The 12686-nt window shown below is 66.9% G+C and carries 13 protein-coding genes; 6 read left to right on the forward strand and 7 right to left on the reverse strand.

Annotated elements, in window-relative coordinates:
• Window positions 1-12: 12 nt before the first annotated feature.
• Window positions 13-1272: a M20/M25/M40 family metallo-hydrolase gene (locus FHR94_RS05480; RefSeq protein ID WP_183324621.1), complete on the forward strand. Its 1260-nt coding sequence runs from the start codon at window positions 13-15 to the stop codon at window positions 1270-1272.
• A 69-nt stretch (window positions 1273-1341) separates the two neighbouring features.
• On the opposite strand, the gene FHR94_RS05485 is transcribed toward FHR94_RS05480, so the two are convergent.
• From FHR94_RS05485 to FHR94_RS05495, 3 genes are read right to left on the reverse strand one after another with little or no spacing between them, the layout of a single operon-like run.
• Entirely contained in the window at window positions 1342-1713 is a 372-nt protein-coding gene (locus tag FHR94_RS05485) for a thiol-disulfide oxidoreductase DCC family protein (RefSeq protein ID WP_183324622.1), read from the reverse strand.
• Between the two features lie 3 nt (window positions 1714-1716).
• On the reverse strand, window positions 1717-2616 hold the full coding sequence (locus FHR94_RS05490; protein ID WP_183324623.1) for a ribose-phosphate diphosphokinase: 900 nt from the start codon (window positions 2614-2616) through the stop codon (window positions 1717-1719).
• A gap of 12 nt (window positions 2617-2628) precedes the next feature.
• A complete protein-coding gene (locus tag FHR94_RS05495) occupies window positions 2629-4212 on the reverse strand; it encodes a thymidine phosphorylase family protein (RefSeq protein ID WP_183324624.1) in 1584 nt (527 codons plus the stop codon).
• Window positions 4213-4393: 181 nt separating this feature from the next.
• Between FHR94_RS05495 and FHR94_RS05500 the strand changes: the two genes are divergently transcribed.
• Window positions 4394-4855, forward strand: a complete 462-nt coding sequence (locus tag FHR94_RS05500) for an ion channel (RefSeq protein ID WP_183324625.1) — start codon at window positions 4394-4396, stop codon at window positions 4853-4855.
• Window positions 4856-5000: 145 nt separating this feature from the next.
• Here FHR94_RS05500 and FHR94_RS05505 read toward each other — a convergent pair whose 3' ends face one another.
• A complete protein-coding gene (locus tag FHR94_RS05505; RefSeq protein WP_183324626.1) occupies window positions 5001-5993 on the reverse strand; it encodes a Kelch repeat-containing protein in 993 nt (330 codons plus the stop codon).
• Between the two features lie 357 nt (window positions 5994-6350).
• Here FHR94_RS05505 and FHR94_RS05510 point away from each other — a divergent pair, with 357 nt between their 5' ends.
• Complete coding sequence (locus FHR94_RS05510) at window positions 6351-6752, forward strand: phasin family protein (RefSeq protein ID WP_183324627.1); 402 nt, start codon at window positions 6351-6353, stop codon at window positions 6750-6752.
• A gap of 182 nt (window positions 6753-6934) precedes the next feature.
• Here FHR94_RS05510 and FHR94_RS05515 read toward each other — a convergent pair whose 3' ends face one another.
• The gene (locus FHR94_RS05515; protein ID WP_183324628.1) at window positions 6935-8218 is read right to left on the reverse strand and encodes a M24 family metallopeptidase; all 1284 of its coding nucleotides are present in this window, start codon (window positions 8216-8218) and stop codon (window positions 6935-6937) included.
• 86 nt (window positions 8219-8304) lie between these two features.
• Window positions 8305-9186, reverse strand: a complete 882-nt coding sequence (locus tag FHR94_RS05520; RefSeq protein WP_183324629.1) for a HalD/BesD family halogenase — start codon at window positions 9184-9186, stop codon at window positions 8305-8307.
• 110 nt (window positions 9187-9296) lie between these two features.
• Between FHR94_RS05520 and FHR94_RS05525 the strand changes: the two genes are divergently transcribed.
• The gene (locus FHR94_RS05525; RefSeq protein ID WP_183324630.1) at window positions 9297-10181 is read left to right on the forward strand and encodes a LysR substrate-binding domain-containing protein; all 885 of its coding nucleotides are present in this window, start codon (window positions 9297-9299) and stop codon (window positions 10179-10181) included.
• 84 nt (window positions 10182-10265) lie between these two features.
• On the opposite strand, the gene FHR94_RS05530 is transcribed toward FHR94_RS05525, so the two are convergent.
• A complete protein-coding gene (locus tag FHR94_RS05530; protein WP_183324631.1) occupies window positions 10266-10742 on the reverse strand; it encodes a YbhB/YbcL family Raf kinase inhibitor-like protein in 477 nt (158 codons plus the stop codon).
• 149 nt (window positions 10743-10891) lie between these two features.
• Between FHR94_RS05530 and FHR94_RS05535 the strand changes: the two genes are divergently transcribed.
• Both FHR94_RS05535 and FHR94_RS05540 read left to right on the forward strand, forming a co-directional pair.
• Window positions 10892-11353 (forward strand): flavodoxin family protein, encoded by a 462-nt coding sequence (locus FHR94_RS05535; RefSeq protein WP_183324632.1) that lies wholly within the window; start codon window positions 10892-10894, stop codon window positions 11351-11353.
• 264 nt (window positions 11354-11617) lie between these two features.
• The gene (locus FHR94_RS05540) at window positions 11618-12676 is read left to right on the forward strand and encodes a TAXI family TRAP transporter solute-binding subunit (RefSeq protein WP_183324633.1); all 1059 of its coding nucleotides are present in this window, start codon (window positions 11618-11620) and stop codon (window positions 12674-12676) included.
• The last annotated feature ends 10 nt before the right edge of the window (window positions 12677-12686 follow it).

Genomic DNA, 12686 nt, shown 5'->3' on the forward strand with positions numbered 1-12686 from the left:
GAGAGAGATTCCATGAGCGACACGACGAGCCCCTGGACACTTTCCATGCCCGAACCGCAGTTCGACCTGATGCGACGCATCCTGGCCGCGCCCAGTCCGGTGGGCCTGGAGGCTGCGATGACCTACGGGGTGCTCAAGCCCCGCTTCGACAGCTTTGCCCCCTCGGACTGGCGGCTGCACCAGTTCAAGGGCCATGCGGGCGTGGTGCTGGATACCCACCCGGGCCGCGACGACCTGTTCAAGGTGATGCTTATCGGCCACGCCGACAAGATCCGCATGCAGGTCCGCTCCATCGGCGAGGATGGCAAGATCTGGATCAACACCGACTCCTTCCTGCCCACCACCCTGCTCGGCCACGAGGTCAAGCTGTTCAGTGAGGATCCACAGGCGCCGGGGAAGTATCGTGTGATCGAGGGCGGGACCGTGGAGGCCCTGGGCGCCATCCACTTCGCCGACCCCGAGGTCCGCGAGGGCCGCAAAGGGGTGAAGAAGGAGCAGATGTACCTGGACCTGCAGATCCACGGCGAGAACAAGAAGCAGCAGGTGGAGAACCTGGGCGTGCGCCCCGGGGATACCCTCATCCTCGACCGTCCCATCCGTCACGGTTTCAGCCCCGACACCTTCTACGGCGCCTACCTGGACAACGGCTTGGGCTGTTTCGTCACCGCCGAAGTGGCACGCCTGATCGCCCAGGCGGGCGGTACCGACAAGGTGCGGATGATGTTCGCCATCGCCAGCTACGAGGAGATCGGGCGCTTCGGCAGCCGGGTGCTGGCCGGCGAGCTCAAGCCCGATGCGATCATCGCCGTGGACGTGAACCATGACTACGTGGCCGCCCCCGGCATCGGCGACCGACGCATGCAGCCGCTGGAAATGGGCAAGGGCTTCACCATGTCGGTGGGCGCCATCGCCAGCGAGCAGCTCAACCGCATCATCGAGACCACCGCCCGGGAGCACGGCATCCCGATGCAGCGCGACATCGTGGGGCCGGACACCGGCACCGATGGCATGGCCGGGGTGCTGGCCGCCGTGGACTGCGTCGCCACCTCCATCGGCTTCCCGATCCGCAACATGCACACCATCTCCGAGACGGGTAATACCCGGGACGTGCTGGCGGCCATCCACGCCATCACCCGCAGCGTCCAGGCCCTGGATGCCCTGCCGGACCCGCACCGGGAGTTCCTGGACCACCACCCGCGCCTGGACCGGGCCGGGGCGCTTAGCCACCAGGGTGGTGACCAACCCAACGAGGAGAAAGAGGAGAAGAAATAGGCCACCGGCCGCGCCGTCACCGACACAACAGCCGGGAGCCGCGGCCTGGTCACCCGCGTCACGGGCGGCTCATGGCAGCCGTCCCTGTCGCGCCAGTCGCCGCCTGACCCAGCGCCGATAGGCCCATGCCAGCAGCGGCTTCACGCCCGGTAGCCCGATCAGCCAAGCCAGCGGCCGGAGCCGCGGCACGCGGCGCATCAGCAGGATATAGGCATCGAGGCCGTCAGCGATCCGGCCTTGGGCATCTTCCACGTGCAGCGACAACAGCGCCGCCCGAGGGTCCACACCGCGCTCGCGCAGCCGCTCGACGTGGTGGTTGACGTCGATCCACTCCACCGAGGCGGCCGCCTCCCCGGCCCAGCGCTCGTAGCGCGCCCTGTCACGCCGGCAAATGGGGCAGTCGGCGTCATAGTAGACCTTGAGGGTATCGAGACCTGGCATGGTTTAGCTCCTGGTGGTCCTGTTCAGGGCCACCGCCAGCAGAGGCGCCATGGCGATGGCATTGCTCTGATGGGCGATGCAATCGGTGCTCCAGATCTCGCCCACCCCCGCGGCCTTGATCACGTCAAGGGCATCGCTGACGAAGAGGGCATGGGTGACGGCCACATCGACGGAGGCGGCGCCGACGGCGAGCAACGCCTCGGCGGCACGGGCCAGGGTATGGCCGGAGCTGGCCACGTCATCCATCAGCACCACCTGACGGCCATGGGCGTCGATCTCGGGCAGTGCGATCACCACGTCCCGATCGCCGTTGCGAGACTTGCGGCAAGTCCCGAAGTCGAAGCCGGTGAGCTCGGCGGCCTGGCGCACCCACTGCAGCGCCTCCTCGTCGGGGCCAAGCAACAGCGGATGGCGGCGCTTCTCGGCGATCAGTTCCGCCAGGCGAGGGGCGCCGGAGAGCGCGATGGCGTGCTCGAGGGGGATCGCCTGGTCGAGGCGCGAGATGCGGTGCAGGTGCGGGTCCACGGTGATCACGGCATCGAACAACTCGGCGAGAAACCCGCCAACGAGGGTCTGGCTGACGATCTCACCGGGATGAAAGGCGATGTCCTGGCGCATGTAGGCAAGATACGGCGCCACCAGCACCAGACGCCTCACACCCTGGCCTCGCGCATGGCGCGCCAGCAGCAGCAGCTCGACCAGCTTGTCGTTGGGCCGGTCGAGGCTGCGATAGATCACCAGGGTCTCGGGGAAGGCGCCCGTCTCGGCGAAGGGAAGCCGGAGCTTGAGCTCCTCGTCGGGAAAGCGATGGCGGTCGATGAGGTGGGCGGGTAGCCCCGCCGCCTCGGCGAGGCGCCGTGCGGGGGCCGCCTCGCCTTGGAAATGCAGCAGCGCGATGGTCATCAAGCCTCCTGTTCAGAACTCGACGTTGAGCCGGGTGATCTCGTCTTTGCGGCCCAGGCCGAAGCCGCTGTCGCGCTCGCTGGCCTGGTGGGCGAAGGCCAACTCGTTGCGGTAGGCGGCATAGACCCGGTAGAGCGGCTGGCCGGCGGCCATCTCATCGCCGATGCGCGCAAATAGCTCGACTCCCGCGCCGGCAGCCTTGGGGGCACCGGCCAGGCGGGCGATGCGCGCCAGCCTGAGGTTGTCGATCGCGGTGACCACCCCCTTTACCGGCGCCACCACCTCGAAGCGGTGGGGCGCCAGGGGCGGCGCCTCGGGATCGAAGGGCTTGCCGCCCTGGGCCTTGATGATCGCCTGCATCTTCTCGAAGGCACGGCCGGCATCGAGGATATCCCGGGCGATGCCGAAGCCATCGCCGCCACGCACGTCCGGGTCGAACTCCAGCATTCGCCCAGCTAGGCGCAGGGCCTTCTGGCGCAGGTCCATGGGCGCCTCAGGATGGTTGGTGAGCACCCGTATCACATCGCGGGCCTCCAGCACCGGACCGATGCCCCATCCCACCGGTTGGCTGCCGTCGGTGATCACCACATCGAGGGTCAGGCCCATGCGCCCCGCCACGAACTCGAAGAGCTTGCGCAGCCGGCGCGCCTCGGGCATGGAGCGCACCTTGGCATGGGGCCCCACGGGAATGTCCAGCAGCAGGTGGGTGGAGCCGGCGGCCACCTTCTTGGAGAGGATCGAGGCGACCATCTGCCCCGGGGAGTCGATAGAGAGCGGACGCTCCACCGAGATCAGCACGTCGTCGGCAGGCGAGAGCTGGCTGGTGCCCCCCCAGGCCAGGCAGCCACGATGGGTGCGCACGATGTCCCCCAGGTCACCGAAGGGCAGATCGACCCTGGCCAGCACCTCCATGGTGTCGGCGGTTCCCGAGGGCGAGGTGATGGCTCGCGATGAGGTCTTGGGACACAGCAGCCCGTGGGCGGCGACGATGGGCACCACCAGCATGGAGGTGCGGTTGCCGGGAATGCCGCCGATGCAGTGCTTGTCCACTACCGGGTGCTCGTGCCAGTCGAGGCGGCGCCCGACGCGGCTCATCGCATCGCTGAGGTAGAAGACCTCCTCGCGGTCGAGCTCGCCGCGATCACAGGCGACCACGAAGGCGGTTAGCTCGATCTTGGAGTAACGCAGCTCGGCGATGTCGCGAATGATGTGCCGGAAATCGTCCCGGGAGAGCCGCTCGCCGGCGATCTTGCGATGCAGGGCGGGAATCGAGGCCGGGGGCTCCGCCTGGGAGACGCGGACCGGGTGCCCCTCCGCCACATTCAGCGAGGCGAAGGCATCCTCGGAGAGCCCCAGCTGCCCGCAATCGACGATGTGGCTATCATCCACCACGTTGAGGCTGGCCAGGATGCGCTGGCCATTGGCACGGATCTCCACCTTGGAGAGGGCCTGGAAGCCCTCGGCACGGTAGAGGGCACAGTCGCGGTGCAGATAGGCCACATTCTCACGGTAGGTATCGATGCCTACCCGCTTGAGCGAGAGTGGCGAGAGGGTATCGTCCAGGGCCTCGGCCCGAGGGGCGGGGGTCGTCTTCATGATGGCCTTCCCTGCACCAGGGACCGGCTTGCCGGTCCCCGTATCACGCGGTGACGGATGGCTTTATCCTAACAGTACCTCGGAGAAGCGTCATGGAATCGACGCCATGGTGGCCCGTGACGGCGAGTCCGAGGGCGCGCTAGGCTTGCCGCACCCCTGACACCGGACCGGAACCTCGTCTGTGACCGATGCTACCCTGGATGCTGGCCACCTCTGGGCCGTGGCCATCACCCTGATCGCCGTCGTGGCCTGCGTCTTGCTGCACTACGAAGTCTCGCTGCGGCTTTGGCGGCGCCTGGAAAAGTCTCGCAGTACCCTGCGTCGGCGCTTCCTCAAGCTGACCTTCGGCCTGTTCGCCGCCCATATTACCGAGATCTGGCTGTTCGCCCTGGCCATGGCCCTGCTCGGTGAGCACCCCCTGGCCGGGGGCCTGTCGGGCATCGGGGCGGTCAACTTCCTCGATTACGTCTACTTCTCGGCGATCACCTACACCACCCTGGGCTATGGCGACCTCTTCCCCACCGGCCCGATCCGCTTCCTGACGGGCACCGAGGCGCTGATCGGCTTCATGCTGATCACCTGGTCGGCTTCGTTGACCTTCCTCGAGATGCAGCGCCACTGGTCCACGCGTCGCGAGCATTGAGCCATCCCTCGGCCAGGGCGACACGCCCCGTGCCGTCCCTGCCCGTTCGGGCACAGGCCCTGGCCACACGCCATCCACGGGGGCGCAGCCCGACTCGGCGCTGGCCATGATTGTCCCATGCCTGAGATTAACGGAGAGGCGAACCTCAGTCGTCGGGTATCAGCCGCTCGTTGACGTCGGAAAAGGCGAAGCCGGCTTCCGGGCCGCCGGCGATGACATAGATGGCCCCCTCCACCGCCGCCGCATCCAGGCCGTGGCGGGCCGTGGGCATGGGCGGCAGGCGCTCCCAGCGATCCTCCTCCGGGTGGTAGCGCTCCGCTTCGTCGAAGGTGCGTTCCTCGGGCGTGAAGGTCTCGCCGCCGAACAGGTAGACCCAGCCGTCGAGCGCCGCCACGGCGACCCCGCTGCGCCCGGTGGGCACCGGGGCGCCCTCCTTCCAGCGATCGTCCTGCGGGTGATAGATCTCGTTGGTCGTCAGCCGAAAGGTAGTGTCGTCGCGACCGGCGAGCACCACGATGCGACCGTCGATCGCGGCGGCACGGTGATGGTTGCGTGGGGTGGGCATGGCCGCGAGTTGGCTCCACAAGTCGCGTTGCGGGTCGTAGACCTCGTGGACGCTGACATCCTCCCGGCCGTGCGTGGTGCCGCCAATGGCGTGAATGCGCCCGTCCAGCACGGCCGTGGCCAAGGCGCCCCGCGGGGTGGGGACCACCGGGCCCTGGCGCCATTTATCCGCGTCGATGTCGTAGATGTGGAAAGCGTCGGTGGGGGTGAAGCTGGCTTCATCGAAACCGGCAATCACATAGAGCCGGCCATCGTGATACTCGAAGCCGGCGTGATTGACGCCATGCGGCAGTTCCGTGAGGGCTTCCCAGCGGTCGTCGCCGGGGGCATAGGCGAAGAGCGTGCGCGGCGCCGTGGCGTCGCGCTCACCGGCCTGCTGGAAGCCGCCGGCGAGGAAGATGCGCTCGCCGTCGGTGGCCACGCTGACCTCGGTGCGCGCCTCGGGTAGCGGTGCCATCCGGTGCCATTCACCGGTAGCTTCCCGAACCTCGGCGACGGCCAGGGGGGCCGCCAGGAAGAGCCCCAGGGCGGCACCCAGCCAGCCGCCATGGGAATAGCGTGCTCTGGAGGGCATGGTAAACCTCCTCTCGATGCTGTCACTCGCGCCTTTCCCCATGGCTCTGGTGCCCTACTGGTGGCGGCGTGTGAACCTCCCTTCAGCTTAGCAGGCGAAAATGCGACGCTGGCAGCTGGATCCTGTCCAGGAACGGTGGGCACCCCGTCAATGTCCTCGACCTGACGGCCACCCTCCCCTGCCGTTATAAACGGCCCGTCCGGAAAAGAATAAGGAGGACAAGCAGGATTAGCCTGACAAGGCCGCCGCCCCTGCCTGCGGGCTTTGTTGCACTGCACAAAAATCCCTGCTAGTATGCCCTGCATCAGGACGGGGATCGCCCGTTCCATGGCACTTAGAACCCCGGAGGTTCCCATCATGACCAACGCATTCGCATTCAACACCAAGCAGTTTGACACCGCCCAGCTCGATTCCCTGTTCTTCGCCCCGGCGCGCGCCTTCGCCGCCCTGTCCGTCGACTACACCGAGAAGCTGGTCAATGCCCAGCTCGAGGCCACCAAGACCTATGCCGACACTGGCCTGGCGCAGCTGCGCAGCCTGGTAGAGGTCAAGGATGCCGAAGGCCTGAAGAGCTACCTGGAAGGCCAGCAGGAGGTCGCCAAGGACCTGACCGAGCGGCTGAAGGGCGACTCCGAGAAGGTGGTGGCCCTGCAGCAGGAATTCGTTCAGGAAAGCCAGAAGCTGACCGAGAGCAGCGTCAAGCGGGCTCAGGAAAGCGCCAAAGAGGCTTCCGAGACCGCCACCAAGGCTGCCAAGTAAGCCTTGCGCCCGGTCCTCGGGCCGGGATGACGTAGACATTCAGCAGGCCGCCGATCGATGATCGGCGGCCTGTTTGTGTGGTGCGCCAGGCATGGCGCACCACGACATCGCCCATCCACGAGGGATGGGCGGGCCAGCGCTGGGTCCAGTGGGTCAGGGTCTGCATGTCGCGTCCTTGTGCTTCAAACTTCACGGCCGAGCAGGGCCTCGTCGAAGGGGTAGCGGGAGAACTTCTCGATGCCCGTTTCGGTGATCAGCACCTCCTCCTCGAGCTTGACGCCGTCGGCGGCGCCGACCTCGCCGATGTAGCTCTCCACCGAGACCACCATGCCGGGCTCCAGAATGCCGTCCTTGGAGAAACGATCGAAGTCCATGTGGTGGGCCACCAGCGGTGTCTCGCCGTGCATACCCACCCCGTGGATGATCGACGGGTAACGCCGGTCGAGGAAGCGCTCGGGAATCTTCCAGGCCTTTTCGGCGATCTCGCGGTAGCTCATGCCGGGCCCCAGAATCGACATGTTGTGGTGCACCTGGTCATAGGCCATGCGGTAGAGCTCACGCTGGTAGGCGCTGGGCCGCCCCGGGCCCACGTGGAAGGTGCGCGAGAAGTCGGAGTAGTAGCCATGGCAGCCGATGGTGTCGGTGTCGAGTGCCACCAATTCGCCGGGACGGATCTTGCGGTCGCTGGCCTCGTGGAACCAGGGGTTGGTGCGTGGCCCGGAGTTGAGCAGGCGGGTCTCGATGAACTCGCCGCCGCCGCGGATCACCTCGCCGTACATGATGGCGAACAGCTCGTTCTCGGTGACGCCGGGCTTGATGGCGGCCTCCACCTCGGCCACCGAGGCCTCGCTTGCCGCCATGGACTGGGCCAGGCAGGCGATTTCCTCCGGGGTCTTGAGGCGCCGGCAGTGCAGGGTGTCCTGCATGCAGTCATAGACATCGAGCCCCTGGGCCTCGAGTGAGCGCGCCAGGTTCAGTGCGCAGCGGTCCAGGCCGACCTTGCGGTTGCCGCGGCCGTGTTCCTGGACCAGCTCGGCGATCTCCAGACCGAAGGGGTCCGAGGAGAGGTTGTCGCGCTGGTTCACGGCGGACCACACCACCTTGGAGGTACGCGAGGCGTCGATGGTCTCCAGCCAGGTGGAGACGTGGGCGCTGCCCGGGTACTCGAAGAGGATGATCGGCCCTTCCAGCGGCACGTAAAGGTAGCGCGTGGAGTTGCGCAGGAAGTAGCCGAACATGTTGCGCGACCCGCTGGCGTAGCGCTGGTTGTTGGGGTCGAACAGCACCAGGGCGGCGTAGCCCTGCTCGGCCATCATGGCGCGCAGGCGCGCCAGGCGTCCGGCGCGCAGCTGCACGGGGTCGAAGGCGGTGGGGATGCTGTCGCCGTTGGCCATCGGCGCAGACGGCACGACCGGAATCCGGTCCGGTTCGCTGTCGGTCAGCTTGTCGGATTCGACGATGCTCATGGGGACTCTCGCTGTGTCGTCAGGGCGATAACCGCCTGCGGGCGCGGCCATCGGCCAGGGCAGGTACGGAGACGCGGAATCGGGCCTCAATCGGTCAGGCTGTCGCTGCGCTGCATGCCCTCCTCGAGCAGGCGCTCGTGGACCGGCGCCAGGCGGCCGAAGATGCGCTGGGCGCGCTCGGGGCGGCCGATGACCCCCGGTTCCTTGGCATAGGCGAAGATCACGGTATGCCGCTCCCGGTCGCCCTTCACCGGGGTCACCCGGTGCAGCGAATAGCGACCGAAGAAGATCTGCAGGTCGCCGGGCGACAGGTCCAGGGACTTGAGCCGCGAGCGGTCACCGTCGATCACCTTCTCGACCTCCTCGAAATTCTCGCCCTCGGGGCTGCGGATGCCCGGGGCATACTCGAAGCGGCCGCCGCCGCGGGACTGGCGAGTCATCAGGGTGACGATGAACTCGTTGGTGTCGTAGTGCCACGGATGCTGGCAGCCCTCGCGCAGCACGTTGACCACCAGGTCGGCCAGCGGGTCGGCGTACTGGTGGATCTCCTCCATGCCCACCACGGCGCCGATGAAGCGCTGGAAATCGGGATGCTCGTAGACCTGGCGGATGAGGGTATCGCGCCCGATACGATCGCCGGCGACGAAGCCGTTGGTGCGATCATCGAAGCGGTTCACCGGATGGTGGGCCGGCTTCTCGACATCACCGGCGCTGTTGTAGGGGTTGGTCTCGGTCTGGTTGTAGTGGGCCTCCGGTGAGAGCCGCTCGGTCTCGCGCTCGAGCCGCGCCAGAGCGTCCTCGGGGACGAAGTTCTTGAGCACCACGCAGCCGTCCTCATCGAGTTGTCGACGGCACTGTTCGGTCAAGGCGCGGCCGGCCTCGCCGTCCAGGTCGTCGATGGGGTAGCGGGCCAGGTCGATCAGGCCAGCGAGGGTGTTGGTCGTCTGGACGTCGGTGGCTGCCTGCATGGGTCTCGTGCTCCTGGCGTTTCCGGATATTCGCTAGACAGCCTAGTAACGCCACTCCCATGATAGAAATGAATGATTGAGATACGACCAATTGCAGGGACTCATCGATCATGGATACCGTGCTGCTGCGCACCTTCGTCACCGTGGCCGAGTGCCAGGGCTTCAGCGCCGCCGGCAAGGTGCTGCACCGCACCCAGTCGGCGGTGAGCCTGCAGATCAAGCGTCTCGAGGACCAGATGGGCCAGGCGCTGCTGGAGCGCACCAGCCGCAGCGTATTGCTGACCGCCCCGGGGGAGCGGCTGCTGCCCTATGCCCGCCACATGCTCAAGCTCGAGGACGAGGCTCGCGAGGCCTTGGGCGAGAAGCCACGCGGCGAGCTGATCCGCTTCGCCACCTCCGAGGAGCAGGCCGGAGCCTACCTGCCTGCCCTGCTGCCCCGCTACGCCGAGCGCTTCCCCGACACGCGCCTGGAGATCCACTGCGATATCAGCGCCGCACTGGTGCAGCGCTTCCGGGAGGGGTTGCTGGACGTGGTGCTATCGATCCGCCATCTGCCGACCCAGTCGGGCCAGTTGCTCGGCTGGGAGCCGATGATCTGGGTGGTGGCCGAGGACATCTCACCGGCCGACTGGGCGACTCTGCCTCTGGCACTCAATCCGGAGGGGTGTATCTTCCGCGCCCATGCCCTCTCGGCGCTGGGCCGCGAGGAACGGCGCTGGGAAGTACACTATGCCAGCCAATCGCCCACCGGCATCAACCTGCCGGTCCAGGCGGGGCTGGCGATGACGGTGAAGACGCCGCGCAGTGTGCCCGAAGGGTGTCGCATCGTCGGCGAGGCGGAAGGCCTGCCGCCCCTGGGACAGGTGGAGATCGAACTGCACCGCCGCCCGGGTCACCCCAGCGAGGCGCTGGCGGCGTTCTGCGAGGAGCTGGAGCACTTGGTGGTCGACCACGACGGCGTGGCCGCCCCGGGGCCGAGCGAGGCCGACACCTGAGCCGGGGACAAACGCCGCGGGCCCGCGTCGATGGACGACGCGGGCCCGCCTGGTCTGCCGGGGCGCGACGAGGCGCCGCCCGCATCAATCGCGCTGGTAGGTGCCCACCAGGCGGTTCATGCCGATCAGGTGCGGCTCGACCTGCTTGAGCAACTCGGGCAGTGAGAGCCCCTCCGGCAGATCGGTGGCCTTGTCCAGCGCCAGCACCCAGAAGTAGTAGTGGTGCGTGCCGTGTCCCTCCGGTGGCATCGGGCCTCCGTAGCCGTTCTTGCCGAAGTCGTTGAGCCCCGGGGTGCCCTCGCCGCTGTTCTCCGCCAGCGAGGTGGTGGACGCCGGCAGGTTGTAGAGCAGCCAGTGAACGAAGCCGTAGCTGCCGTTCTGCACCAGCGGGGCATCCGGGTCATGGCAGATCACCGCGAAGCCCTTGGTCCCTTCCGGCGCCCCCTGCCAGGTCAGCGCCGGCGAGCGGTCATCACCCTCGCCGGTGTACTTCGTCGGGATGGCGTCCCCGGGGGTGAAGGCGGAACTTTCCAGTTGCATGGTCGAGAGTGCAAAGGCCATGGCGGATCAACCTCCCTGAACTGTCGAATGAATAGGGATAATGTCGCCTCAGCGTCGGAGAAAGCCCGACGCCTGTCAACGAGGTCCGTGCATGGCATGATGGCGCTGGTCCCCTCTTTCAATCCCTCGTCTTGCTCCGGGAGTCCGCCATGCCTCGCCTGCTGATCGTGGCTCATGCGCCTTCGCCCAATACCGAGCGTCTCCGGGCAGCCGCCGAACGCGGCGCTCGCCATCCCGACGTCGAGAGCGTCGAGGTGATGGTCAAGCCGCCCCTAGAGGCCGGCCCCGAGGACGTGCTGGCCTGCGATGCCATCCTGCTCGGTACCACCGAGAACCTGGGCTATATGAGTGGCGCCCTCAAGGACTTCTTCGACCGCAGCTACTACGCGGTGCTGGAGGAGAAGCAGGGCCTGCCCTGCGCGCTCTACATCCGTGCCGGCCACGACGGCACCGGCACCCGCCGGGCGGTGGAGAGCATCGTCACGGGGCTGCGCTGGAAATGGGTGCAGGCCCCGCTGCTTCTGCGCGGCGCGTGGCAGGACGCCTTTGCCGACCAGGCCGAGGAGCTCGGCCTGTATCTGGCCGCCGGGCTGGACAGTGGCATCTTCTGACGTTTAGGTCCCTCTCGCTCGCCTTTCTGCAACGCTGTGCTATACCAGAAGAGGCATGGGGATCGGTTCCTGGCTATATGAAGGATCGCTATATTTTCTAGTCATGTTGAAGGACATGGCTGATTTTCACGGATCCGTCACCATGTCGCCCGGGAGGTGACATGATCCCTGCATGGCAGCCTTCTCCTCCAGCCTCCGCTTCATCACCGGATCTGACCTGGGGGATACCCACGCCGGTACACACAGCGCCCACGGAGACAATCCATGACACCACATCGCCACGGATGTGCGCCTCGGGCGCCAACCCTCTCTCATCCTCTGCTCCTGGCCTGCCTCGGTTTGTGCCTGTTGCTGGGGCTTCCCACGGTCGGCATTGCCCAGGAGCGCCTGTTCATCGGCACCGCCAGTCCTGCCGGGGTCTACCATATAGCGGGACGCACCCTCTGCCGGATGGTGGACATTCCGTGCCGGGCCAGGCCCACGGCAGGTTCCGCCGCCAACCTGGAGGCGCTGCGCAGCGGTGAGCTGCAGATCGCCCTGGCACAGTCGGACCTCCAGTATCAGGCGATTCACGGTGAGGGGGGCTTCCAGGCGGCCGGGCCGGATCCCTCGCTGCGCGCCATTTTCTCGCTGCACAGCGAACCCTTCACCCTGGTGGTACGACGCGACGCCGGCATCGACGACCTGGCAGGCATCACCCGACATGCCATCAATATCGGCAACCCGGGATCGGGTCAGCGGGGCACCATGCTGCGGCTGATGCAGGCTAGTGGCTGGAGCCATAGCGATTTCGTGCTGGTCAACGAGTTGCCCGCCGACCAGCAGTCCCTGGAGCTGTGCCACGGCAACGTCGATGCCATGGTTTACACCGTCGGGCATCCCAACCCTTCCGTGGCCCAGGCAATACGCCTGTGCAACGCGGCCCTCATTAACGTGGAGGGTGAGGCCGTCGACCGGCTGATCGCGGAGAATCCCTACTACAGTCGTGCCTGGATTCCCGGCGGGATCTACGGACCGGACCAGCCGCCGGTACGCACCTTCGGTGTCCGCGCGACCCTGCTCGCGTCCGAGCGTACCGATCCCGATCTGGTCTACCGGCTGGTGTCCGCCGTGTTCGACAACCTGCTGCGCTTCAAGGCCTACCACCCCGCCTTCTCGGTGCTGACCCGGGAAGGCATGATCCATGATGGCCTCACCGCCCCCCTGCATGAGGGTGCCCTGCGCTACTACCGGGAACAGGGTTGGCTCGACGAGGCAGGCACGACGAACGCGCGTCATGAACCGCGGCACGAGACCCACCCCCTACTCGCTAGCCACGACTGAGCCATGTTTG

Origin of the sequence: Halomonas cerina (assembly GCF_014192215.1) — a bacterium.
Taxonomy (GTDB): Bacteria; Pseudomonadota; Gammaproteobacteria; order Pseudomonadales; family Halomonadaceae; genus Halomonas; species Halomonas cerina.